General features: G+C 59.6%; 22 protein-coding genes. 12 read left to right on the forward strand and 10 right to left on the reverse strand.

Annotated features, from left to right (window positions below; all coding sequences use genetic code 11):
- Positions 1-187: 187 nt before the first annotated feature.
- Both ACSQ8V_RS07135 and ACSQ8V_RS07140 read left to right on the forward strand, forming a co-directional pair.
- Positions 188-1,270: an NAD(P)/FAD-dependent oxidoreductase gene (locus ACSQ8V_RS07135; protein WP_436205301.1), complete on the forward strand. Its 1,083-nt coding sequence runs from the start codon at positions 188-190 to the stop codon at positions 1,268-1,270.
- Positions 1,271-1,472: 202 nt separating this feature from the next.
- Complete coding sequence (locus ACSQ8V_RS07140) at positions 1,473-2,171, forward strand: glutathione S-transferase C-terminal domain-containing protein (RefSeq protein ID WP_436205302.1); 699 nt, start codon at positions 1,473-1,475, stop codon at positions 2,169-2,171.
- On the opposite strand, the gene ACSQ8V_RS07145 is transcribed toward ACSQ8V_RS07140, so the two are convergent.
- On the reverse strand, positions 2,172-2,930 hold the full coding sequence (locus tag ACSQ8V_RS07145) for an alpha/beta fold hydrolase (protein ID WP_436205303.1): 759 nt from the start codon (positions 2,928-2,930) through the stop codon (positions 2,172-2,174). It abuts the gene before it with no gap.
- A 622-nt stretch (positions 2,931-3,552) separates the two neighbouring features.
- Between ACSQ8V_RS07145 and ACSQ8V_RS07150 the strand changes: the two genes are divergently transcribed.
- Positions 3,553-4,275, forward strand: a complete 723-nt coding sequence (locus ACSQ8V_RS07150; RefSeq protein ID WP_436205304.1) for a carbonic anhydrase — start codon at positions 3,553-3,555, stop codon at positions 4,273-4,275.
- Between the two features lie 119 nt (positions 4,276-4,394).
- On the forward strand, positions 4,395-4,988 hold the full coding sequence (gene thpR, locus ACSQ8V_RS07155) for an RNA 2',3'-cyclic phosphodiesterase (RefSeq protein ID WP_436205305.1): 594 nt from the start codon (positions 4,395-4,397) through the stop codon (positions 4,986-4,988).
- Between the two features lie 73 nt (positions 4,989-5,061).
- Here the strand turns inward: thpR and ACSQ8V_RS07160 are convergent, their stop codons facing one another.
- The 4 genes from ACSQ8V_RS07160 to ACSQ8V_RS07175 all read right to left on the reverse strand — a co-directional run bounded on the left by ACSQ8V_RS07160 (position 5,062) and on the right by ACSQ8V_RS07175 (position 9,167).
- The gene (locus tag ACSQ8V_RS07160; RefSeq protein ID WP_255631310.1) at positions 5,062-5,298 is read right to left on the reverse strand and encodes an energy transducer TonB; all 237 of its coding nucleotides are present in this window, start codon (positions 5,296-5,298) and stop codon (positions 5,062-5,064) included.
- A gap of 481 nt (positions 5,299-5,779) precedes the next feature.
- On the reverse strand, positions 5,780-6,178 hold the full coding sequence (locus tag ACSQ8V_RS07165) for an ExbD/TolR family protein (protein WP_213764101.1): 399 nt from the start codon (positions 6,176-6,178) through the stop codon (positions 5,780-5,782).
- The gene (locus tag ACSQ8V_RS07170) at positions 6,175-6,780 is read right to left on the reverse strand and encodes a MotA/TolQ/ExbB proton channel family protein (protein ID WP_436205306.1); all 606 of its coding nucleotides are present in this window, start codon (positions 6,778-6,780) and stop codon (positions 6,175-6,177) included. Before ACSQ8V_RS07170 ends, ACSQ8V_RS07165 begins: the two co-directional genes overlap by 4 nt.
- Before the next feature lie 32 nt (positions 6,781-6,812).
- The gene (locus tag ACSQ8V_RS07175) at positions 6,813-9,167 is read right to left on the reverse strand and encodes a TonB-dependent receptor (RefSeq protein ID WP_436205307.1); all 2,355 of its coding nucleotides are present in this window, start codon (positions 9,165-9,167) and stop codon (positions 6,813-6,815) included.
- 252 nt (positions 9,168-9,419) lie between these two features.
- Between ACSQ8V_RS07175 and zigA the strand changes: the two genes are divergently transcribed.
- A complete protein-coding gene (zigA, locus tag ACSQ8V_RS07180; protein ID WP_436205308.1) occupies positions 9,420-10,628 on the forward strand; it encodes a zinc metallochaperone GTPase ZigA in 1,209 nt (402 codons plus the stop codon).
- Between the two features lie 33 nt (positions 10,629-10,661).
- On the opposite strand, the gene ACSQ8V_RS07185 is transcribed toward zigA, so the two are convergent.
- Complete coding sequence (locus ACSQ8V_RS07185; RefSeq protein WP_436205309.1) at positions 10,662-11,441, reverse strand: DUF1223 domain-containing protein; 780 nt, start codon at positions 11,439-11,441, stop codon at positions 10,662-10,664.
- A gap of 507 nt (positions 11,442-11,948) precedes the next feature.
- Between ACSQ8V_RS07185 and ACSQ8V_RS07190 the strand changes: the two genes are divergently transcribed.
- On the forward strand, positions 11,949-13,541 hold the full coding sequence (locus ACSQ8V_RS07190) for an MFS transporter (protein WP_436205310.1): 1,593 nt from the start codon (positions 11,949-11,951) through the stop codon (positions 13,539-13,541).
- A gap of 39 nt (positions 13,542-13,580) precedes the next feature.
- On the opposite strand, the gene ACSQ8V_RS07195 is transcribed toward ACSQ8V_RS07190, so the two are convergent.
- The 4 genes from ACSQ8V_RS07195 to ACSQ8V_RS07210 all read right to left on the reverse strand — a co-directional run bounded on the left by ACSQ8V_RS07195 (position 13,581) and on the right by ACSQ8V_RS07210 (position 16,185).
- Positions 13,581-13,820, reverse strand: a complete 240-nt coding sequence (locus ACSQ8V_RS07195; protein ID WP_436205311.1) for an NrsF family protein — start codon at positions 13,818-13,820, stop codon at positions 13,581-13,583.
- 66 nt (positions 13,821-13,886) lie between these two features.
- Positions 13,887-14,528 (reverse strand): DUF1109 domain-containing protein, encoded by a 642-nt coding sequence (locus tag ACSQ8V_RS07200; RefSeq protein ID WP_436205312.1) that lies wholly within the window; start codon positions 14,526-14,528, stop codon positions 13,887-13,889.
- Positions 14,525-15,097 (reverse strand): sigma-70 family RNA polymerase sigma factor, encoded by a 573-nt coding sequence (locus ACSQ8V_RS07205; protein ID WP_031364072.1) that lies wholly within the window; start codon positions 15,095-15,097, stop codon positions 14,525-14,527. Before ACSQ8V_RS07205 ends, ACSQ8V_RS07200 begins: the two co-directional genes overlap by 4 nt.
- Before the next feature lie 383 nt (positions 15,098-15,480).
- The gene (locus ACSQ8V_RS07210; RefSeq protein ID WP_436206607.1) at positions 15,481-16,185 is read right to left on the reverse strand and encodes a glutathione S-transferase family protein; all 705 of its coding nucleotides are present in this window, start codon (positions 16,183-16,185) and stop codon (positions 15,481-15,483) included.
- Between the two features lie 279 nt (positions 16,186-16,464).
- Here ACSQ8V_RS07210 and ACSQ8V_RS07215 point away from each other — a divergent pair, with 279 nt between their 5' ends.
- The 6 genes from ACSQ8V_RS07215 (at position 16,465) to ACSQ8V_RS07240 (ending at position 21,945) form a co-directional block, all read left to right on the forward strand.
- Positions 16,465-17,064, forward strand: a complete 600-nt coding sequence (locus ACSQ8V_RS07215; protein ID WP_436205313.1) for a TetR/AcrR family transcriptional regulator — start codon at positions 16,465-16,467, stop codon at positions 17,062-17,064.
- Between the two features lie 350 nt (positions 17,065-17,414).
- A complete protein-coding gene (locus ACSQ8V_RS07220) occupies positions 17,415-18,041 on the forward strand; it encodes a cytochrome b/b6 domain-containing protein (protein WP_436205314.1) in 627 nt (208 codons plus the stop codon).
- A gap of 83 nt (positions 18,042-18,124) precedes the next feature.
- Positions 18,125-18,901: a molybdopterin-dependent oxidoreductase gene (locus ACSQ8V_RS07225; protein ID WP_436205315.1), complete on the forward strand. Its 777-nt coding sequence runs from the start codon at positions 18,125-18,127 to the stop codon at positions 18,899-18,901.
- Between the two features lie 99 nt (positions 18,902-19,000).
- Positions 19,001-19,234: a pentapeptide MXKDX repeat protein gene (locus tag ACSQ8V_RS07230; RefSeq protein WP_213764090.1), complete on the forward strand. Its 234-nt coding sequence runs from the start codon at positions 19,001-19,003 to the stop codon at positions 19,232-19,234.
- 496 nt (positions 19,235-19,730) lie between these two features.
- Entirely contained in the window at positions 19,731-20,294 is a 564-nt protein-coding gene (ddpX, locus tag ACSQ8V_RS07235; protein WP_436206608.1) for a D-alanyl-D-alanine dipeptidase, read from the forward strand.
- A gap of 49 nt (positions 20,295-20,343) precedes the next feature.
- The gene (locus ACSQ8V_RS07240; protein ID WP_436205316.1) at positions 20,344-21,945 is read left to right on the forward strand and encodes an ABC transporter substrate-binding protein; all 1,602 of its coding nucleotides are present in this window, start codon (positions 20,344-20,346) and stop codon (positions 21,943-21,945) included.
- Positions 21,946-21,964: the final 19 nt, after the last annotated feature.

Here is a 21,964-nt window from a genome sequence, read left to right on the forward strand (position 1 = left end):
GTTGTGCTGAGCTGTGTTGAGTTGGCGTCCGCGCGGGATAGGCTCGGATCAGTGGCACATAGACATTTATCCCCTTTCAACCGCTGTCCACGCCGCCGATAGTGCCTTCGTTGCCCTGAGCCGGCAGGTTCTGTATGGTGGATCAACAGATGCAGCGCGCCCGCGTGCATGACACCACGGATACCGAATGACTTCTGAAGCAGACACTCGTGTCGACACACCAACCGCATCAACATCCCCGATACGAACCGATGTCCTGATCGTCGGCGCAGGGCCCGTAGGTCTCTTTGCGGCATTCGAGGCGGGTGTGGTCGGGTTATCGTGTCAGATCGTGGATACGCTCGAACGGATCGGCGGGCAATGCATCGAGTTGTACCCCGACAAGCCCATCTACGATATCCCCGCGATTCCATCATGCACGGCACGCGAACTCGTCGACCGGCTCATGGAGCAATGCCGTCCGTTCAACGTCCCGATTCATTTAGGTCAACGAGTCGAAACCGTACAGCAGCGCGAAGACGGCCGATGGACGGTCACGACAGGCCAGGGCCTCATATTCGATACCGCCGCGATCATGCTGGCCGCCGGGAACGGCGCGTTCGTACCGCAGCGTCTTGCACTTCCCGAAGCGACACCGCTTGAAGATAGCCACGTCCACTACAGCGTGCGCAATCTCGCCAATTTCGCCGATAAGACCGTGATAGTCGCCGGCGGCGGCGACTCCGCGCTTGATTGGGCGCTGGCCTTGCGCCAAGTCGCGCGCCGGGTAGTACTGGTGCATCGGCGCAATGGGTTCAGCGCGGTGGCATCGAGTGTCGATGAGATGAGGCGCGCGGTCGATGCGGGAGAAATGGAGTTCATGGTGGGTTCTATCGCCGCGCTGGCTGCCCCCGAAAACAAGCTGGCATCGATCGAGATCCGGCAGATTGGCGGCACCGCGCAGATCGATGCGGATCATCTCGTGGTGCTGTACGGTCTGGTCGCCGACCTTGGACCGATCGCGAACTGGGGTTTGAAAATTGTCGGCGGCCGGGTCGATGTGGATACGTCGAACTACGAAAGCTCGCGACCGGGAATCTTCGCAGTGGGAGACATCGCGAACTATCCGAACAAGCAAAAGCTGATTCTTTCGGGCTTTCATGAAGCGTCGCTGGCGCTGAGGAAGGCCTACACGTACGCGTATCCTGACAAGAAGCGGGTGCATGTCCATTCCAGCTACGACGCCGGTTTAGCCGAGCGCATTGCGACGGGTTCGGCGCATCAGGAGTGAGCCGCGCGGTAGCCTAGCCGAACGTCGAAGCGTGAGTGATGGCAGGCGCGGCGGCTTTTCTCGATATGAGCGATCGGCAGCGGCGTGCCCGGGCACGGTACAAGCGCCCGAGCGTTTCCAGTTGCTCGCCAAGCCCGCTGGAATAAACTGCAAGTGCCTACGTCCATACCCGCCACGCAGCACTCTTTTCAGGGAGCGTTGCATGATCACTCTCTTTTCATACCCGGAACTGTACGGTCTCGAAGACAACAATCCGTATGGTCTGAAGGTATTCGCGTTCCTCAAACTTTGCGGTTTGCCTTTCGAGCATCGGCATATCCTCGATACAAAATCCGCGCCTCGCGGACAGCTTCCCTACGTGACCGACGATCAGGAATCGATTGGCGACAGCGACGCCATCATCGCTTATCTGAAGCGGAAGTACGGCTTGGCTATTGATCACGCGCTGACACCTATCCAGCAAGACCTGGACTTTTTGATCGGGCGCGCGCTCGACGATCTGTATTGGGTCATGTCGTATTCACGCTGGAGCGATCCGCGTTTCTGGCCGGTCTTCAAGGACGCGTTCATGTCGGCACATCCGGGCATTACGGCAGACAGTCTCGACGCGGCAAGACAATACAACTTCGAGCGGTATCGATATCAAGGCATCGGCCGTTTTGAAACCAGTGAGGTCTATGCGCGCGGTGTCTCCGATTTGCAGGTGATTTCGAACCTGCTTGGCGACAGTGAATTCCTGTTCGGCGCGCAACCATCAACTGTCGACGCCAGCGTTTATGGTTTCGTGGCAAACATCTTTTTCTACGATATAGACACGCCGCTCAAGCAGTTTGTTTTGACACGACCTGAGCTTGTGCGGCACTGCCAGGCAGTACGTGCAGCGATCGCCAAACCCGCCTGACTACGACGCGTACCGGAGCAATTTGGCGGCAAGCGCTTCGGGCGCGCTGATCATTGCGTCGTGTCCGGTTTCTATCTCGTCCCACGCCCAGTCTGCTTGAGCACGCACGAAGTCGCGGCTGGTTTGCAACGGCGCGTACACCGGATCGACACACTGGATGTACACCTTCGGGATGGTGCCACCCGCGGGTCCGTTGAGCGTTATGGGGTCATCGAAGGTCTTCAGCGGATGGGGCGTGCAGTTGCGTTCCAGCAGCGCCACCTGGGCGGGTTCGAACACGCCGAATGCACGCGCGGGCGGCACCGGTATGGAGACGCCTCCGCTGGTTTCGTTCGATTGCGCGATGCGTTGCGCGACGATCTCGCGGGCGAGCCGGGAGAACGCCGTCTGTCCGTGTTCGAGCACGACGGCATCAAGAAAGACAAGTTGTCGGATGCGCTGAGGCACGCGATCCGCCGCGCCGGTGATCGGCAGTCCGCCAAAACTGTGGCCGACCAGAACGACGTTGGTCAGGTCTTCGTACTCGAGGACATTGACGACGTCCTGGATGAAGACGCTGAGATCAATAGTCTTCGAAAGCAGATGCGCACGTTCACCAAGGCCACTGAGCGTAGGGGTAAAGACCTGATGCCCATGCGCGCGCAAGATTCGGGCGACGGCATTCCAGCACCATCCGCCGTGCCAGGCGCCGTGAACCAGTACGTAGGTCGCGCCTTCGCGGGCAGTGGTTGCATCGAACAGATTGTCTAGGGTGGTCAAGTCCGTCTCCGTCTCCGTCTCCATCTTCGCTTCTGTCAGTAAGGAGTTGCGCAGCGTGATCGTTTCAGCCGCGTCCAGACGCAAATAGTACGCGCAACGCCGTGCTCGATGTGCGGGCGCCAATTCGCTTGCGAAGGCTTCTAAGCGGCGCCACCATAAGACGAGACCTGCCGATCGAATCGAAGGGAATTCACATGAATATTCGTCTTATCAGTGCATTCGCCGCCGCTCTCGGGCTCATGCTCTCCACCGGCGCTGAAGCGCGGACATTTGTTGTCTACGCCAGACCGGCTATGGTCTATGTACCGCCGTCGCGGCCTGTCCATTACACCGTCCCGGCGCGAAGCGGGTGCTCTATGTGCCGGTACAGCGCAGTTACGCTCCCGTGCCTGCGGCGAACGTAAGGTATGCACAACCCATTGTCACGGTTCCGGTCGCCGGTATCCAATGAGCGAGTCGACGTTTTCGGCTCGGTAGCCGTGATTGGCGCGGCGGCAATTGAAGCGCAACGAGGCGAAGAACACGTTCGCCTGGGCGCGGTTGACGCATTATCGAAGAGCGTGGGACGTGCATCTGCGTCCGGCGATGAGTGCGGCGTTTATCCCTCTTGAGGAGATGATCCATGTGCGTTCATTCGATGTGTTCTTTGTCGCGGCGGCGCGCCCTGTTCGCCGGTGTGGCGTCCGCGACCCTCGCTGCATTTTCGTTGCACGATGCGCGTGCAGATCAGGCTTCAACGGGACTTGTTCCCAACGCGATTGCCCCCTCAGATGCGCTTGCTCGCCTGCTGCAGGGCAACAATCGATATGCCGCCAATATGCCTGAAAACAAGGACTATTCCGCTGGCCGGGCGGCGCGAGTTACGGCGCAATATCCCATTGCGGCGATTGTCGGTTGCGCGGATTCGCGGGTTTCGCCTGAATTGGCGTTCGATCAAGGCCCGGGCGATCTGTTCGTCGTAAGGGTCGCCGGCAATTTCGTCAACGACGACGGACTCGCCAGCCTGGAATACGGGGTGAAGTTCCTGGGTGTACCGTTGATCGTGGTGCTCGGACACACACATTGCGGCGCAGTTTCCGCCGCAGTCAAGGCGATCCGGGAGCATGCCGTCTTGCCGGGGCATTTGCCCGAATTGGTCAGGGCGATCCGGCCGGCCGTCGAGATTGCCAGGACGCACGGGCACGGCGATCTGGTGGCGGACGCCACTATCGAAAATGTGCGGCTGAACGCCAACCGGTTGAGGGTCTCGAAGCCGCTGATCGGAGAGTATGTGAGGGCGGGCAAGATTCAAGTGGTCGGAGCGATCTACGATCTCGCTTCGGGGAAGGTCCGGGTGATCGATTGACGTGATTGCCCGCGTTTAAGCCGGTCAGCGATCGGTCAGCGATCGGTCAGCAATCGGTTGGCAATCGTCCGGGCACCAGCCGAGCGGAGGATCCCATGAACCGTGAGCGTGATAATCGTATGTCAGAGCAATTAGTGCTACCGGGATTAGACGCAAGGCCCGCGCCGCGACCGGTTGAGCGTCATCACCTGTTCTTCGCGATTGTGCCGGACCCGGATACCGCCATGTGTATCGAGCGGTTGGTGCAGCGTCTGCGTGTCGAACATGGCTTGAAGGGAAAGCCGCTTCCGACTGCGCACTTCCACGTGACATTGCATTCTATCGGTGTCCACGATACGTTTTTTGAGCGTGTCGCATCGTGGGCGCAAGCCACTGCTTCCACCATTTCCATGCCCGCGTTCGACGTTGCGTTTGATCACGTCGGCACTTTTTACCGGACGGCGCGCGACCGGCCTGTCGTACTGCTTGGAAGCGACGGCGCCGGTGCGCTGAGGGAATTCCGCGGCGTTCTCGGCGCCACGTTGGCGAGGGCCGGATTGAATCTGAAACCGTCAGGCTTCACGCCACATCTGACCTTGCTTTACGACAAGCACGAAGTCGTCGAACGAACGATCGAACCAGTCCGCTGGACCGCGCGCGAGTTTGTTCTCGTAGATAGCAGGGTTGGGAAAACGCAGCATGTGCAGCTTGCGCGATGGCCGCTTATGACATGAGTCAACTCGTGGGTTGGGCCTTGATTCTGACGCGGCTACTTACCAGTCCGCTGCTTGCGTTAAGCGCAACGGTTTAACTCACGTTGAAATGCACACGCACGTCCTGATGACTCTCCACTGGGTGTCCCCCTTGCATCGCGGGGAAAAAACGCCATTTGCGCAGCGTTTCAAGCAGTAATGCGTTCAGGCGAGGGTTCTGCGTCGGCTTCGAAAGTTCTACTTCAATTGTTCCATCCGCGTGGATATCGAAACGCGCGACTGCGACCACCTGATAGGCATCCTCACGAAGATCGTCGGGAAGAGAAGGCATTGGCTGACTGATGACGCGTGCGGCGGAGCCCGCTGACGCAGCCGCTGTATTGCTTGTTGATGCAGAAGATGACGACGCTGTTACAGCTGCCGTGGATGTTGCTGCGGGGCTTGCTTCCGGCGGCGCTGACGGCGCAGCTTGGTCTGTTTTCACTATCATGGGTTCCGGGGACGGACGCTGGATTTCGCGCGGTTTCACCACTCGGACGGGCGCTGGATCTCGTCGTGTGTGCACTTGCGGGGTGGGCGCCGCAGCGGGCGCCGAAGGGGCGGTGGCACGTGTATTTGCGGAGGGCGCGGCCAATTCGACAAGACGCATTTCCATAGTCGCTTGCACCGGGGCGGCGGGGTTTGGCAGAGGTCGCAAGAGCGGGTTCACGATCCGGGTCAGCAGAAGCGCCCAAAGCACAAACGCAATCAGAAGGGCCGCGCCGAATCTGAACCGAGACGCAGCCATCAGACCTTCCCATCGTCCCATCCCGCTACTCACGGCGTATTGCGATCAGGAAATGCTCCGCGCCCGCGCGGCGCGCGGCCAGCATGGCCTGAACGACCGCTCCTTGTGCCGCGGCGTCGTCCGCGGCAATGACCACGTTCCGGTCCGGTTTGAGAAGCCGCCTCACGCCGGCTTCCACCTGATCGAGACGCACGGGCTGGCGGTCGAGAAAGATCGTGTTCGTGCGATCGACCGCCAGGGTCAACGGCTGATCCTCGGACATCTGCTGCGCCTGTCCCGACGGCAAATCGACCTTGACGGCATCCAGCCGTTGCATGGCCAGCGACGCCAGCATGAACGTGGCGAGCAAAAAGAACATCACGTCGATCATCGGAATGATCTCGATGCGCCCACGCCTGGACGCCCGCGAGCGCCGGAACTTCATCGCGAGTCTCCGGTTATCGATTCGGCGCTTTCGGCCTTGAGTCGAATCTCGCTCAGGCGCTCGTTGGCGTGCACTTCGAGATCATCGATCAGGCGTTCAAGGCGTCGCGAGAAATAGTTGAACGCGAAAAGCGCGAACAACGCGACGACCAATCCGATCGCTGTCGCCACGAGCGATTGAGCCACGCCACCGGTCACACCGCCAGGATTAACCAGGCCGTTGCCGCCGAATAGCTGGAACGAATGCATCATTCCGACAATGGTCCCCAGCAGCCCGAGCAAGGGCGCGGCCGTCACGATAGTCTCCAACACCCAGAAGCCGCGGCTCATGTCCCGTTCGATACGCGTTGCCGCCGATTGCGCACGGGCTTCGACCAGCCATAGTGGTGTTCCGGCTGGGGCCGTCACGGTTGCATCGAGGCGGCTGAACGCATGTTGTGCCGGCAGCGTGTGGGTGCCGGTTCCGGGCTGGCTTGCAAATCGCACGAACACATACGCGCGATCGATTACGATAGCGATCGCCAGCACGGCAAGAAGCGTGAGCGGGTACACCACCCAGCCACCCACCTTTGCCGCGGCAGTAATACCCGCCCAATCCTGCATGATAAAAGCCTTTTGTTAAGTTATCCGATCTATCAGAAATTCTTCGTGATACCCGCATACACGGCAATGTGCGGGCCATACTGCGGTGCGCCCACGCCAATGCCCGATCCGTCGCGCAACTCGTAGACGCGGTTGAACGCGTTGATAAGCAGCAGGCGCGCGTCGAACTTGCCGATCAGCGGTTCGTTGAAGTTGAAGTGATGAATCACGCCGAGGTTTACCTGCGTGTACACAGGAAGCCGGTCCGTGTTGGCGAAGCCGCTGCGCAAACCGCTACCCACGATGCCGTCGAAGGTGAAGGTGGTCTTGCCCAACTGGTAAGCGCCGCCGAACGAGGCGGTCACGCGCTGGTCGTGATCGAGGAACACGTAGTGATTGCTGATGAAAGCAAGTTCGCTGGCGTCGAAATTAAACTGTGCCGAGTCGATATCCTTGCCCTGTGCGCGGCTGAACGCGACGTTCACGTAGGCCGAGACATTTTCCTGTTTATAGTTGCTGGTGAATTCGACCCCGTACACGCGGCCGTATTTATAGTTGAACGGCGTGAAGATCAGCGCAGTGCCGAATTGCCCTTCATCGAGCAGGTTCGTCGATTTCTTGTAGTACGCGTCCACGCCTACCGTGAGAGTCGAACTCAGCCGCTGCGTGACGCCAAGATCGAAATAGTCGCTGCGTTCCGGCTGCACCGGATCGTTCTGGGTCGATGTCTGGGCAGTCGTACCAGCGAAGCGCGCGATATCTTCGCCCGATACAAGCTCGAACGCGGGCGGCGTGAAGTAACGGGAATAGCCGGCATGCACCGTGGTTGAAGGTGTCAATGCATAAACGAGACCCACACGCGGACTTAGCTGGCTTGCGCTTACGTACTCGTCCATCTTGTCGTAGCGCAGGCCGTAGTTGACCGTGAGTTTATCGGTCAGTTTCCACTCGTCCTGAACGTACGCGCTATACAGATACCCCGTCTTGCTGCTCGAATCAGGCACATTGAACGGCTGATCGGAGAGCTGGTTGCCGTCGGCATCGGCGGGGAAGACGCTCAGGTTATTGTTGAAGATCGCATGTTCCTGCTGGAACGAAATGCCCGCGCGAAGCGTGTGTTTCTCGTTGAGCCGGTAGGTCGTATCCGCTTGCACGCCGTTGGCGCTGTCACTGTGGAAATCATTCGCCGCCACGCCGTTGAACAGCAGGTCGCCCACCGGGTCAGGATTGAATTGCGTGCGCGAATAGCGCGTAAAGAGCGCGACCTGATAGTCCAGCGCGCCGCCGTTGGTACCTTGCAGGGCGACCACCGCGAACTCGTTGAGCTCGGACTGTGTCTCGTTGAGCTGGCTCGAATCGAACGTGGTGTTGCCGTTCAAGGTGAAGGCGGTTGGCAAGCCCGGCGTATTGGGAATCTGGAACTGATTGCTGGTCGTGCCAAACATCAGGCTCACGCGCGTGAGCGGATTAATGATGTAGGACATGAGGCCGAACGCATCGCCCTGGCGCGTGTGATCGTGAATCGGGCTGGCGCTTGAAGTCGGATTCTCGATGCCGAGATTGTTCTCGCCCAGTGAGCCGCTGAAATAGTAGCTGAAGGGTCCCTGGCTGCCGAAGACGTCGGCGCTGGTCTTGATGGTCTGGTGACTGCCGCCGAAGACATCGATGGAACCGCCGTTGCCCTGGTCGCCGTTCTTCGTATGAATATCGACAATACCCGCCGTGCGATCGCCGTATTGAGCGGGCAATGCGCCGGTCAACAGATTGAGCTGATCGATAATGCGCGTATCCAGCGACTGGCCGAAGCCGCTGATCGGCTCTGGAATGATGATGCCGTTGATACGGTATTGGAGGTTCGCGTGGTCGCCGCGTACGTGCAACTGGCCGTACGAGTCGCTCGCCACGCCGGGCGCTTGCAGCAGCACCTGATTGAGCGGCGTGTCCTGTCCGGCGGGGAGGGTATCGATATCCGCCTGGCTGAAGCGATACACGGTGCTGCCCGTTTCAGGCAACAGGCCGTTGCGTGCGCGATCGAGCCGCTTCGCATTGACCTGCACATCGATCGCGTCGCTTTTGCTCAGTGCCACGGCTACGGATGCATCCACGCCCTCGCTCGCCGTCGCGATGCTGCTGCCGCTTGCGTAGCCCGGCGCAGCAACAACGACCGCATAAGTTCCTGGCGCGACATGATGGACAGAGAAGTGTCCCGCCGCGTCTGTGCTCGTGGCGCCGACGGACGCGCCATTGGCGTCCTGCAGGGCTACGCTGGCATTGGCGACGGGTTTGCCGGCACTATCGGTGACGGAGCCTGACACGGCGCCGTCCGAACCTGCGGCATAAGCCTGTCCGGCGGCGATCTGAGCGAACAGCAATAAGGCCGCATGGGCGATGAGCGTACGATTTTTCATCGATTATTTTTCTGGATGGGTTGTGTTGGGTGTGCGCCGCCCGGCGATGTCGTACGGTCCTCGACGATTGACTTAAATTTGTAAAGGACGTAGTCCTAATCGATCCCGGGCAGGCACCGCGATGCAGGCATATCAAGCCGCGCGGCCAAGGTGGGGCCGCGGAACGCCAGACGGATAAAAAGTTCTACAAGTTACGAATGCAATGTTATAACATTCGTAACCAATTGTGCGAGAACTTTTTGGACGGAAAAAATGAACAAGCTACCGGTCACTGTTTTGTCGGGCTTCCTGGGCGCAGGAAAGACGACGTTGCTCAACCACATCCTGAACAATCGAGAGGGCAGGCGCGTGGCGGTGATCGTCAACGACATGAGCGAGGTCAATATCGACGCCGCGCTGGTTCGCGACGGCGGCGCGGAATTGGCGCGCACGGACGAAAAGCTGGTCGAAATGAGCAACGGCTGCATTTGCTGCACGCTGCGCGAAGATCTCTTGCTTGAGGTGAACCGGCTTGCAAAGGAAGGGCGCTTTGACTATCTCGTGATTGAATCGACCGGGGTTTCCGAGCCGCTGCCGGTGGCCGAAACCTTTACGTTCGCCGACGAGCAAGGCCAAAGCCTGTCCGATGTCGCGCGTCTGGACACCATGGTGACGGTGGTGGACGCTTTCAATTTCCTCAAGGACTACAGCTCAGCGGACAGCCTGCAAACGCGGGGTGAATCGATGGGCGAGGAAGATACGCGCACGGTCGTTGACCTGCTGGTCGAGCAGGTCGAGTTCTGCGATGTGATCGTTCTGAACAAGGTGGACCTGGTGGGAGACGTGGACCGCAGGCGCCTGATGACGATCCTGAAAGGGCTGAATCCGCGGGCAAGGATCGAGATCGCGGAGTTCGGCAAGCTGGAGCTGGACAAGGTGCTGAATACCCGTCTGTTCGACTTCGATGAAGCGTCCAAAGCGCCCGGCTGGCTCAAGGAACTGCGTGGCGAGCACACGCCCGAGACCGAGGAATACGGCATCACGCATTTCGTTTATCGCGCGCGCCGGCCGTTTCATCCCGAGCGTTTCTGGCAATTGATCGCAAGTAACTGGCCGGGCGTGGTGCGCTCCAAAGGGTTCTTCTGGCTTGCCAGCCGACCGACTTACGTAGGGTCCTGGTCGCAGGCGGGCGGCATATGCCGGCACGGCGGGATGGGAATGTGGTGGGCCGCCGTACCGAAAGCCTATTGGCCGGAAGATGCCGAATCGCTTAAGTCGATTGATGACGACTGGGACCCTCAGGTCGGAGATGCGCGGCAAGAGTTGGTGCTGATCGGCATCGATATGGACGAGATGGCCTTACGCGCGCGCCTGGATGCGTGCCTGCTCAACGACGTGGAAATGTCGCAGGGTCCACAAGCATGGCAGCGATTCACGGACCCTTTTCCTGCGTGGGATCACGGCGATCAGAACGCGGAATAAGCCGCAGCATGGGTCGCTATTAGCGTTAGGGCGTTAGCTGCCGCATGAGGACAGTTCTGCCACTTGCAGCACTTCCCCCGTCGCTCCGCGCTCGACGAACGCCACCACGCCGTCATGGCCATCGGTCGAGGCGTAGTCGCCGGTGATTGACGCGCGTCCGTCGACTATCCGGACCGGCCCGATCCAGTGCTGAACCACGCGGTCGTGATGCAGCGTGACGCCGGTGTTTTCGCCGCCCTTCACCGAGCTGACGAGCTGGTTTTCATATACGGCGGCGTACGCGACTGCGTCGTCGGGAAGGTTCTTGCGAGCAGTGAATGCAGCGTCGAACGCGACATGGCCGGGCGCGGAAGGATGACCGTCAATGTGGATGTCGGCGAGTGGGGTTTCGCTATTCAACTGCTGAATGCGGGACTCGAAGCTCGCGTCGTTCGACCAGCTACGCAACTCGCGGCCGCCTACGAAAATCTCCGGCGTGTACACCACATGCGCGCCACCCGTGTAGGTCAGTTGTTGCTGTCGCGTGGTGAACGCGGCTTGCGCAAACCGATCCTTCCACGCCCCGCTATCCCAGTAATCCACATGAAGCTCCAGCGGCACGATGGTGCTGGTCTTGCGGGCATGATCGAGCTCGCTCAACCAGTTATCGGCGGGTGGGCAACTGTTGCAACCCTCGCTTGTATAGAGTTCGACGAGTGCGGCGCGATGCTCGGGGCTCGATGCGCTGCATGCGTTAGCGGAGGCGGCGCTCGCAGTGGCAGCGGAGAAGGAAACGAGCAGCGCGGCAAGGGATAGGATCGATGAAGCACGCATGACGGACTCCGAGGGTAAAGGGAAGGATGCCGTCGACCGGGAGGCGGCTTGGCATGACTGTGGCCACGGTGCGTCATCGTGAAGGTTGATGAGCATCTGTATCTGTCCGCGGTTCAAGGCGGCCGAGCCGCCTGATCAAGAAGTCACGTAGGCTGATAGTTATTTCGGCGATCCGTAAAAACCGGTTACAGCCAGCGTGAAATTGCCTTGGGGCAGCCGCATACTCGTATGAAACGCATATAACACTGCGGTGAGAAGAATTCCCGGGGATAAGCCAAACCCCAAGCGCGTCGGGTCAGCGCACGGAAGATGCACTCAAGTCTCGGCCGACGTGTGTAACCGCATCGGAGGCTCAAGCGAACTATCGGCATCAACCCTGCGCCAACCGTCCCACACGTCATGACTTAACTTGCGCCCCCGCGCCCCGTCAGGCACGCTGGCACAGCGCTACCCGCCAGCACCAAAGCTGCCCCCAGCCGCAGTTCCCGACAGCATCAGGAGAACGCCATGACCCCGGACATCGCCGTACCTATTGAAGCCGGGCAGTTGCTGCCATTCCGCGAGTCGGTGCTGGCGATGCTTGGCGTATCGTTTGTAGCGATGCTGGTCGCCCTCGATCAGACCATTGTGGGGACAGCGCTGCCGCGTATCGTGGCTGATCTCAAGGGGTTCGACCTGTATGCGTGGGTGGCGACGTCCTACATGCTGACATCGGTCATCACCATCCCGATCTTCGGACGCTTGGGCGACTTGTTTGGCCGCAAGCCGTTTTTAATGGCCGCGATCATTCTCTTCACCATCGCGTCGATCATGTGCGGCATGGCTGCCAATATGCTCTTCCTCGTGATCGCGAGAGGCTTGCAAGGGATCGGCGGCGGCATCCTGGTGGGCACGATGTTCGCCACTGTCGCCGATCTCTTTCCCGACCCCAAGCTTCGCCTGCGCTGGCTGGTGTTTGTCAGTTCGGCGTTTGCATTGGCGAATATCGTTGGCCCGACGCTAGGCGGCGTGCTGACGCAGTACGGCGGATGGCGGCTCGTGTTTTTCGTCAATCTGCCGGTGGGCATCGTCTCGTTGTTGTTCGTGCGCGCTTTCCTGCCGCATCTTCGGCGGCCGCGTTCAGCCTCCCCGGTGAAACTGGATTGGGTCGGGGCGCTGGTACTGGCGTCAACATTTGGCGTGCTGCAACTGCTGATCGAATGGGTTCCGAATGACGGCATCACGCCCGTGACCTGTGTGCTGGGTTTTCTCACCTTATCCGGCGCAGCGGTGCTGGTGTTCTGGGAAAAACGCATGACTTACCCGATCGTTCCCGTCGATATGCTGCTGGACCGAAAGCTCGCCGCGTTGTTCGCGATGTCCGTACTCGGTGGTTTCTCGCTCTTCTCGCTGGTCTTCTATGTGCCCTTGCTATTTCAAGGCGGTTTTGCGATGTCGCCGCATGACTCGGGCATGTTGATTACGCCGCTGCTGCTGGGTACGACCGTGGGCAGCGTGGTGAATAACCGGATTGTCACGCGCATCAGGCATGCAAACGGTGTGATGGTTATCGGCTTCGCGCTGTTTGCGTGCGCCGCGCTTTGTCTTGTCGCGATCACGGGGACCGTGCCTCATCTTGTGTGGATGGCCTGCATGGGCTTCAGCGGGATCGGACTCGGTCTGGTCGTATCGAACCTCACGCTCTTTTCGCAGCAACTTGTTGATCGCGACCATCTTGGTGCCGCGACGGCGCTGCTTCAATCGCTGCGGATGTTTGGCGGCATGCTTGGCACCGCCATGACGGGCGCGTTGCTCGGCCGCCTCTATACGAGTGGCGTGCATCGATCGCTGGACACGTATCAGGCGACGCAATGGTTCAAGTCATTCGCGAGTCCGGAGTTGCTGGTCGATCGTGCGGAACAGGCGGCGCTGATCGGTCGCCTGATCATGGCGGGTCAAGCCGGCGACGCGATGATGCGCTCAGCGCGCGGTGCGTTGATCGAATCGATACACGTGGGGCTCGGGCTGGCGGCTGCAGCGGCTATAGCGGGACTTTGTCTTGCATGGTTTGTGCCGCCGGTGCGGGTTGGTCGGCTGGATGCCGGGACGCGCAGCCGTTGAAAGCTTCATCGCCATGTCGCCATGTCGCCGTTTCACGCTTCACCGCCGCAGCACTCCGGGTCCGGGAAAACCGCCGAGTACCGTCGGCACCAACCTGCCCAGCACATACCACACGGCCCAGAGCGGTATGGTCATCTCCACGCAATAGAGCGTATAGACGAGCACCGCTTGTGCGCCGCTTAGCAGACTGGCCGCCGCGCCCGCGATGACCGGCCGGGTCGGCGCGAGCCCTTTCATGGCCCAGAACACGGCGATAAATGTGGGTGCTGACAGGATCACGATTTCTATTCGTGTCGATGACCGGCCCGGTTACGTTCGCGCGCTAATTTTTATGGTCAGCCCTGCTTACCAACGCAAGAAACGCGGCCCACACAACGCTCCGATCAGCGTGGCAAGCGTCATCCCAAGCAGGTACCACACGGCCCAGAACGCGACGCTCATCTCGGGGCAGTGCAAGCAATAGGCCATCGTCGCAAGCGTTCCCGCGAGCATGCCGCCCGCCCCGCCGGCGAGCCTCAGCCGGGTTGGCGCGAGTCCGCGGATTGCCCAGAACACAGCGACAAACGCCGGCACCGACAACAGCAGGATATTGAACGGACAGGTACGCCACGTGTAGCCCATGACAAGCGGCAACCGTGCGCCGGGCGAGGCGAGATACAACACCGCCAATGCCGCGCCCCATACAACGAGCACGGGCACCGCGGGCAGTGCCCAGAACTTGCCGATGGTCGTCCCGGGCCGCGACAGCCTCACCGCCAGGAACAATGCCGTGGCGGCGAGCGATGTCGGAAACGCAAGCTTGGCCCAGAAGATCGGCGTGCGCGCGACCATGGCGATGTCCGGCCGTACGCCGAAAATCACCGCCATCAGCACGAGCGCGCCGAGGCCGCCCAGTAAGATTGCACGTCCGAAGCGGCGCGCGGACACGCGTGGATCGACTGGCGTCACGCCGGTCGATAGAAGCGAAATCAGGTCCTCGGTTTTCATGCGGTGCCTCGAATCTTTGCTGCCAGCGCTTTCAGTCCGCGGTGAATGCCTACTTTGACCGCCGACTCCGACATCCCCGTGAGCGCCGCGGTTTCGGTCACGGAGAGCCCTTGTAGCTTCACGTGAACGATCGGCAGCCGGTGACGATCCGGCAATTGTTCAAGCAGCTTGCCGACGTCACGTTTGGCATCGGCGGGTTCTTCGTCCGAGGTCGCGAAGATCTCCAGCGCGTCGTCCAGCGGATCGTTCAATGCTTCACGCCGTGATCTAGCGCGGAAAAAATCCATCAGCTTATAACGTGCGATTCCATGCACCCAGGCAGTCAACGGCTCGTCCGGGCGATAGGTGTGGCGGCTGTTGTGCACGGCCAGCAGGATTTCCTGTACGACATCCTCGATGTCATCCTGCAGGTAATAGATGCGCTTCCTCAGGAAGCCGCGCAGGTGTCCCGTCAAGTCGTCAAGGAACGTTCGATAGGCGACAGCGTCGCCATTCAGGCCGCGAATGAACAGGGCCCTCAACCTTTCTTCGACACCAGGCACAGAACCACTTTGTATTATTCGCTTCATCGCGGAATCGGGTTACAGCGCACTTCAAATAAATTGCAACGGGCTTGCCGACGGATGTCGACGCTCCCGGCACCAGGGATGGACACGGTTCGTGGCGGCCATAGTACTGCAGGTATTTCGGTGGGTCCTGCAGTGCACGAGGCTCGTCGCCCAAGGTTCTGACGCCGGAGATTACCGCGTTTTTAATGTCGGGATGGGTTTTTGCCGCACCGCAAGGCGATGTTCACGACGGTTACGGGCTACAGGTCCGGCATGCAAAACGCGGCGCAATCCCATGCGCGGTACTAACGGCGGACGACAAAGCGAGCGGATTGTGCCGGACCGGCTTGCTTCTGTCGATCGTGTGCCGAGAGCGAAAGCCGTCGATCCCAAGCGGCCCTCGCTTAGCGCGTGGTCTCGGGATAATTCGAGGGGAACAACGCGCGCCGCGTCTCTTCATCCACCTCGCGCTTGAACGTAAGGTCGTGGCCCACCGCCCGCGCTCGGGCGACGGCGGGGCGCATACTAATGGCGTCGAAGAAACGGCTCAGGTTCGGAAATGCGGCAAGCGGCGCGTCGGTGGCCAACACTCGCGACGCGCGGTCGAGCCATCCCCACGCGGACATATCGGCGATCGAATACTCGTTTCCCACGATGGTCTCGCGTCCCGACAAGTGCTCGTCAAGCACGCGATAGTGCCGCTCGATTTCCCGCCGGTACCGGTTGATCGCATACGGAATCTTCTCGGGCGCGGCGTGCTGGAAATGCACCGCTTGCCCGGAGAAGGGACCGAGTCCGGAGCTGATAAAGAACATCCATGAGAGTAATTCGGGCCGGTCCGAGGGCTTACCCGCGAAACGCTGGGTCTTGTCGGCGAGGTATAGCAGGATCGCGCTGGAATCGAACACCCTTGCTTCGGTTCCGCCGGGGCCGTCTGTATCGATGATGGCGGGCACCTTGCCGTTCGGATTGATGCTCCTGAATGCCGGCAGATGCTGTTCGCCCTTGCTGGTGTCGACGGGAAACACTTCGTACTCGAGTCCCGCCTCTTCGAGAAAGAGCGCGACCTTGGCGGGGTTCGGTGTCGGGTGAAAGTAGAAACGGATCATGTCGTCCTTGGGTGTTGAGGTGGGCCGCTTGCGTCTGGCCTGAGCGGACGGCAGGTGCCCGACAGGCGTCATGTGCAGAAAGTCGCGACCGTCACGGGCAGGACAGGGCCATTCGGACACGCGACGCGTAGCCTTGAAATGCATCTGTAAGACTCGCGCTGCAACGTTGTTTTTATTGCCTGACGCGCGTTGCCATTCGTATTTTAGATCGATCGATTTAGAATATCGTAACGAAAACGGAATGGCAATATCGCCTCGTTCAAGGGAGTAACGCACTGCATGCCACGGCCAAGAGAGTTCGACGAAGCCGCAGTGCTCGACGCCGCGGTCCTGTGTTTCTGGAACCGTGGCTACGAAGCCACCTCGGTTCGTGAACTGGCGGACAGCATGGGCATCACGGGCGCGAGCCTCTATAACGCGTTTGGCGACAAACACTCGCTCTATGGAAAGGCGCTGGCTCACTACGTGTCCCGAAGCGTGGACGACCGTGTCCGGCGTTTCGACGGGACGCTGTCGCCGCTTCAATCGATCAAGGCGTTCTTCGATGAGATCGTCCACCGCTCACTCAGTGACAAGGATCGCAAGGGCTGCATGCTGGTGAATTCGGCGCTGGAAATGGCCCCGCATGATCCAGAGTTCCAGCGGGTCGTAGCGGGCGTGCTGGTCAAGCTCGAAACCTATTTCGGCCGATGCGTGGCCGCGGGTCAGCAAACCGGCGAGATCTCATCCGCGCAGCCTGCTGAAGACTTCGCGCGCCTCTTGCTGGCGGTCTTGCTCGGCATTCGGGTGCTGGCCCGTACGCGGCCGGAACCCGCGTTGCTGGAAGGACTTTTGCGACCGGTACTCGCGTCGCTCGATGGCCGGACTTTTGCCGGATAACAGGGTGGCCGCCCTGGCATAGATCTTCATCACCTCGCTGACCTTTCCCAAGGGTCATTCATCCGTCGTGCCTGATTGTTCGCGGTAAAAAAATAACTCGCTGTAACCGATCTGTCCTCCCCGACGAACTAACTCACATACGCGCGTTGCGTGACCGCGTTCGTGCTTAAAAAATTTCGTTCGGCGATGTAACCCGCCAGGCAATACAAACGAATTAACTAGCAACTAACGATCTGCTTCTGAAAGCCTTATGCAGGCAATGAGAGAGCGGTCGAGCACAGCTGATCACACAACATGTTTTTGGCGGCGGTTTTGTTCGCCGCCCACAGAAGCAGGTCATGGAGGCCCAGATGAACGCAACACATGAAGCGAGCCGCGTAAGCGCTCCTTTGCGGCCCATCCAGCCTGCATGGGTACGGATCACGCACTGGCTGAACGCACTCGCGGCGATCCTGATGATGCTGTCGGGATGGCGGATCTACGACGCGTCGCCCGTATTCAAGGGGTTTGTGATTCCGCCGGGCATCACGCTGGGCGGTTGGCTTGGCGGCGCGCTGCAATGGCATTTCGCGGCCATGTGGCTGCTGTTCTTCAACGGTCTCTTTTATCTCGCGATGAACGTTGTTACCGGCCGCATCAAGGGCAAGTTTTTCCCGCTCTCGCCGCGTGCAATTTTGCATGATCTGGGCGAGGCGCTTAAGGGACATTTATCGCACGCCGACCCGAGCAAGTACAACGCAGTGCAGAAGTTCGCGTACCTGTTCGTGATGCTCGATATTGCAGTGCTTATCTTGTCCGGTCTTGCAATCTGGAAGTCGGTTCAGTTTCCGCTGCTACGGGAACTGATGGGCGGTTATGACTTTGCACGCGTTGTGCACTTCTCGGCCATGTCGCTGCTGGCGGCGTTCATTGTCGTGCACCTGGTCATGGTTTCGCTGGTGCCGCGCTCGCTGCTTACGATGATCCGTGGTCGCTAAGCGAGCCGCTAATGTAGCCACTAAGTCAGCCATGCATACCCGCCCGACTAAAAGATAACTTAAGGACTCTAGGAATCTCGATCATGAAACCCGTGAAGCCAAACCGCGTGAGCGTAGACCGCGAGTCGCTGATCATCGACGTTCGCCGTGAACTCGACATGCCGTCCCGCCGCCTCTTCGGCAAACGCATTGTGACGCTCGGCGGCCTCGCGATGCTGGCCGGTTGCAGTATTTCAGACGACAAATCCGTTGAGACCTTCCTCAGCCGCGTCTCTCGCCTGAACGATACCGTGCAAGGCTGGCTCTTCGATCCGAACCGTCTCGCGCCGACTTACACGGAAGCACAGATTACGCGGCCGTTTCCGTTCAACGCGTTCTACGGCATTGACGACGTTCCTGTTGTCGATGGTTCCGACTTTCGCCTGAAAGTAAGCGGGTTGGTGCAGAACACGAAAACGTGGACCTTGCCCGAGCTTTATGCGTTGCCGAAAGCCGAGCAGATCACGCGGCATATCTGCGTGGAAGGGTGGAGTGCGATCGGACGCTGGGGCGGCACGCCGTTCTCGGAGTTCCTGAAGCAGGTGGGAGCGGACACATCGGCGAAATATGTTGGTTTCAAATGCGCGGACGATTACTACGAAAGCATCGACATGCCGACTGCCTTGCATTCGCAGACACTGCTGACGTTCACCTTCGACGGCCAGCAATTGCCGCCAAAATATGGTTACCCGATGAAACTTAGGATGCCTACTAAATTGGGCTATAAAAATCCGAAGCACATCATGGAAATTTTCGTCACGAACAAATTCCCTGGCGGCTATTGGGTCGATCAGGGCTACAACTGGTTCGGAGGTTCCTGACGTCACGAGAGATCGAGACGTATTGCGAGACATCGCGGCGTCAGGTACTTCGATTCACCCCGGCATGACCGGATACTTTTACTCAAGCAAGAGGTTGATATGAAACTGTTCATCACTGCAGCACTCGCAGCAACGTTGGCCCTGAGCGGCTCCATGGCATTCGCCCAGGCAAGCGACGCAATGGCCCACGATTCGATGGCGAAGGACACCATGTCCAAGGATGCCATGTCGAAAGATTCGATGTCGAAGGACGCAATGAAGAAGGACGACAAGATGAAAAAGAACGACGCAATGGGCATGGGTCATCCCGCTTCGGGCGCGATGGCGCAGTAGTCGGTACAGTAACCCGTACAAGCATCGAAAGCGGTTCTGCGAGTGTGGTTGAACCGCTTTCGATTGCACTTTCACCTTCCGTTGATGCACCCCGCATCGGCACGATGATCAGCATTAGCCACGTAGAAACATGGCCCATCGCGCGCGGGGTGCCAGTAAGTCGCAACCCTCAGTGCATCCATCCCCACAGTTGAGCGTCACCCAGCGTGCCGCCATTCCCGTCCACGCCTTCTTTCGAACCCAACCCCCGGATTTTTGGCGGGTTCTAATCGGGGATCGGGTGATCCGGGGACAGGCACGACCGTCGGCGGTAGCTTCAAGTACATAGGCCCGACCCGTCGTTGTGCCCCGAGTTCAATCGGCTTAAAGGCCATGCGCGAATGTGGCATTTATGCGCCGAGTGCGGCATGTCCGCCACATTCGCCCCCAAACCAGTCATTTTGATAAACAATAACGGCACCGCACGAAATCGTGAGCCTTGAACCCAACGCCGCCGATGCCCGATCACTGTCTGCTGATAATCTCTCCTGAAACGCACCGCGTCGCGATCGACCTGGTCTACGCAACCGATCGCAACCTGACAGGCAAGCCGATCTACAAGACGGCACATTGCTTGCTCCTGGCCCCGGCCGAAGCCGCCCTGAGAAAAGCCGTCGAGCTCGCAGGCAACATCGGCTTGACGCTGAAAATATTTGACGCTTACCGTCCGCCGCAAGCCCAGCAGGTGCTCTGGGACTTCCTTCCCGACCCGACCTACATAGCAGACCTGAAGCGCGGCTCGAACCATAGCCGCGGCACGGCGATCGACCTGACGCTGGTCGACGCTCAAGGCCAGGACCTCGATATGGGCACCGGTTTCGACGAGATGTCGATCGCTTCCGAACACTTCCATCCGGGTTTGCCGGAGCATGTGCAGCGCAACCGCACGTTGTTGCTTGGTGTGATGCATGGCGCCGGCTTCACCCATATTCCCAGCGAGTGGTGGCATTACGAACTGCCCGGCTCGCGCGAACTCCAGGTAATCGACAACGCCGACAGCGGCCCCTTGCGCCTGATGTAACCGCACGGAACGCGCAGAACATCTCATCAACATCCCTCACGGAGCGAGTATGAAACGGGTATTGTGCAACGCGTTGGCAGCCATCGCAGCAGCATCCACTCTGATGCTGGCCGGCACGCGCATCGCTTACGCGGCCACGCCGAAGGACATGCTGGTCATGGCCACTTTACTCGACGAATTCACCACGCTCGACCCGGGCGAGATCTACGAACTGGTGCCGCAGGAATATGTCGCCAATACCTATGACCGCCTGATCCGCGTCGATCTGAAAGATCCGGCCCATTTCAACGGCGACGTTGCGCAATCGTGGGCGGTGAGCCCGGACGGTCTCACGTTCACCTTCAAGATTCGCCCCGGTCTCAAGTTCCACTCGGGTAATCCGCTCACTGCCGACGACGTCGCGTGGTCGATCCAGCGCACTGCGTTACTCGACAAAGGCGCGGCTGCGGTGCTGGCAGGCATCGGGCTGACGAAGGAGAACGCGCTGCAGAACGTGAAGAAAATCGACGACAGCACCGTATCGATCACCACCGACCAGAAGTACGCGCCCACGTTCGTGTTGAACGTGCTGGGCTCGTGGCCGGCTTCCGTGCTCGACAGAAAGTTGCTTGAATCGCACGCGAAGGGGAACGATTTCGGCAATGAGTGGCTGAAGACGAACGAGGCTGGATCGGGTGCATACAAGCTGGTGAAGTGGACTGCGAACGACAGCGTCGTGCTGCAACGTTTCGATGGTTATCGCGTGCCGCTTGCGATGAAACGCATTGTGCTGCGGCATGTGCCGGAAGCATCGAGCCAGCGGCTGATGATCGAGAACGGCGATATCGATATCGCGCGTGACCTGAGTTCCGACGACCTCGCTACGCTGACGAAGAAGGGCACGATTCGCGTGACGTCCGTGCCGCAAGCGACGCTGATGTACCTTGGCCTGAACAACAAGAACCCGAACCTTGCCAAGCCCGATGTTCAGGAAGCCATGAAATGGCTGATCGACTACAACGGCATTCAGCAGAACATCGTGCGGACCACCTACAAGGTACATGAGACCTTCCTGCCCGAAGGTTTCCTCGGGGCGCTGAACATCAATCCGTACCATCAGGACGTAGCGAAGGCGAAGGCTCTGCTGGCAAAAGCGGGCGTGCCAAACGGCTTCACGGTGAAGATGGATGTGCGCAACGACTCGCCCTATGGCGAGATTGCGCAGGCGGTACAAGCTAATCTGGCGCAAGGTGGTATCAAGGTCGAGCTGATTTCAAGCGATAACAAGCAGACCCTCGGCAAGTATCGCGCGCGTCAGCATGACATCTATATCGGCGAGTGGTCGGCCGATTACATCGACCCGCATAGCAATGCACAGGGCTTCGCATGGAATCCGGACAACTCCGACAAATCGGCCTTCAAGATGCTCGCGTGGCGCAATGCGTGGGACATTCCGCAGTTGACGAAGGAGACTCAGGCGGCGCTGGAGGAATCGTCGACGGCGAAACGCGCCCAACGCTATGAAGCGATGCAGAAAGAGTTTCTCGTGAACTCACCGTTCGTGATCATGTTCCAGAAGGTCTCGCAAGTCGCGGCGCGGCCGGGCGTGACAGGTCTGGAAGTCGGGCCGATCTTCGACCTCGTGTCGTATCGCGACGTGAAGAAACAGTAAGCGTGGCTGCACAACTCAC

The organism is Caballeronia sp. LjRoot31, from assembly GCF_964253885.1.
Taxonomy (GTDB): Bacteria; Pseudomonadota; Gammaproteobacteria; order Burkholderiales; family Burkholderiaceae; genus Caballeronia.

Excerpts from the sequence above, each read along its gene's own strand:
- ACSQ8V_RS07135 (WP_436205301.1), top strand. The coding sequence starts at position 188 with ATGACTTCTGAAGCAGACACTCGTGTCGACACACCAACCGCATCAACA.
- ACSQ8V_RS07140 (WP_436205302.1), top strand. The coding sequence starts at position 1,473 with ATGATCACTCTCTTTTCATACCCGGAACTGTACGGTCTCGAAGACAAC.
- ACSQ8V_RS07150 (WP_436205304.1), top strand. The coding sequence starts at position 3,553 with ATGTGCGTTCATTCGATGTGTTCTTTGTCGCGGCGGCGCGCCCTGTTC.
- thpR (WP_436205305.1), top strand. The coding sequence starts at position 4,395 with ATGTCAGAGCAATTAGTGCTACCGGGATTAGACGCAAGGCCCGCGCCG.
- ACSQ8V_RS07160 (WP_255631310.1), bottom strand. The coding sequence starts at position 5,298 with ATGCCTTCTCTTCCCGACGATCTTCGTGAGGATGCCTATCAGGTGGTC.
- ACSQ8V_RS07165 (WP_213764101.1), bottom strand. The coding sequence starts at position 6,178 with ATGAAGTTCCGGCGCTCGCGGGCGTCCAGGCGTGGGCGCATCGAGATC.
- ACSQ8V_RS07170 (WP_436205306.1), bottom strand. The coding sequence starts at position 6,780 with ATGCAGGATTGGGCGGGTATTACTGCCGCGGCAAAGGTGGGTGGCTGG.
- ACSQ8V_RS07175 (WP_436205307.1), bottom strand. The coding sequence starts at position 9,167 with ATGAAAAATCGTACGCTCATCGCCCATGCGGCCTTATTGCTGTTCGCT.
- zigA (WP_436205308.1), top strand. The coding sequence starts at position 9,420 with ATGAACAAGCTACCGGTCACTGTTTTGTCGGGCTTCCTGGGCGCAGGA.
- ACSQ8V_RS07185 (WP_436205309.1), bottom strand. The coding sequence starts at position 11,441 with ATGCGTGCTTCATCGATCCTATCCCTTGCCGCGCTGCTCGTTTCCTTC.
- ACSQ8V_RS07190 (WP_436205310.1), top strand. The coding sequence starts at position 11,949 with ATGACCCCGGACATCGCCGTACCTATTGAAGCCGGGCAGTTGCTGCCA.
- ACSQ8V_RS07200 (WP_436205312.1), bottom strand. The coding sequence starts at position 14,528 with ATGAAAACCGAGGACCTGATTTCGCTTCTATCGACCGGCGTGACGCCA.
- ACSQ8V_RS07205 (WP_031364072.1), bottom strand. The coding sequence starts at position 15,097 with ATGAAGCGAATAATACAAAGTGGTTCTGTGCCTGGTGTCGAAGAAAGG.
- ACSQ8V_RS07210 (WP_436206607.1), bottom strand. The coding sequence starts at position 16,185 with ATGATCCGTTTCTACTTTCACCCGACACCGAACCCCGCCAAGGTCGCG.
- ACSQ8V_RS07215 (WP_436205313.1), top strand. The coding sequence starts at position 16,465 with ATGCCACGGCCAAGAGAGTTCGACGAAGCCGCAGTGCTCGACGCCGCG.
- ACSQ8V_RS07220 (WP_436205314.1), top strand. The coding sequence starts at position 17,415 with ATGAACGCAACACATGAAGCGAGCCGCGTAAGCGCTCCTTTGCGGCCC.
- ACSQ8V_RS07225 (WP_436205315.1), top strand. The coding sequence starts at position 18,125 with ATGAAACCCGTGAAGCCAAACCGCGTGAGCGTAGACCGCGAGTCGCTG.
- ACSQ8V_RS07230 (WP_213764090.1), top strand. The coding sequence starts at position 19,001 with ATGAAACTGTTCATCACTGCAGCACTCGCAGCAACGTTGGCCCTGAGC.
- ddpX (WP_436206608.1), top strand. The coding sequence starts at position 19,731 with ATGCCCGATCACTGTCTGCTGATAATCTCTCCTGAAACGCACCGCGTC.
- ACSQ8V_RS07240 (WP_436205316.1), top strand. The coding sequence starts at position 20,344 with ATGAAACGGGTATTGTGCAACGCGTTGGCAGCCATCGCAGCAGCATCC.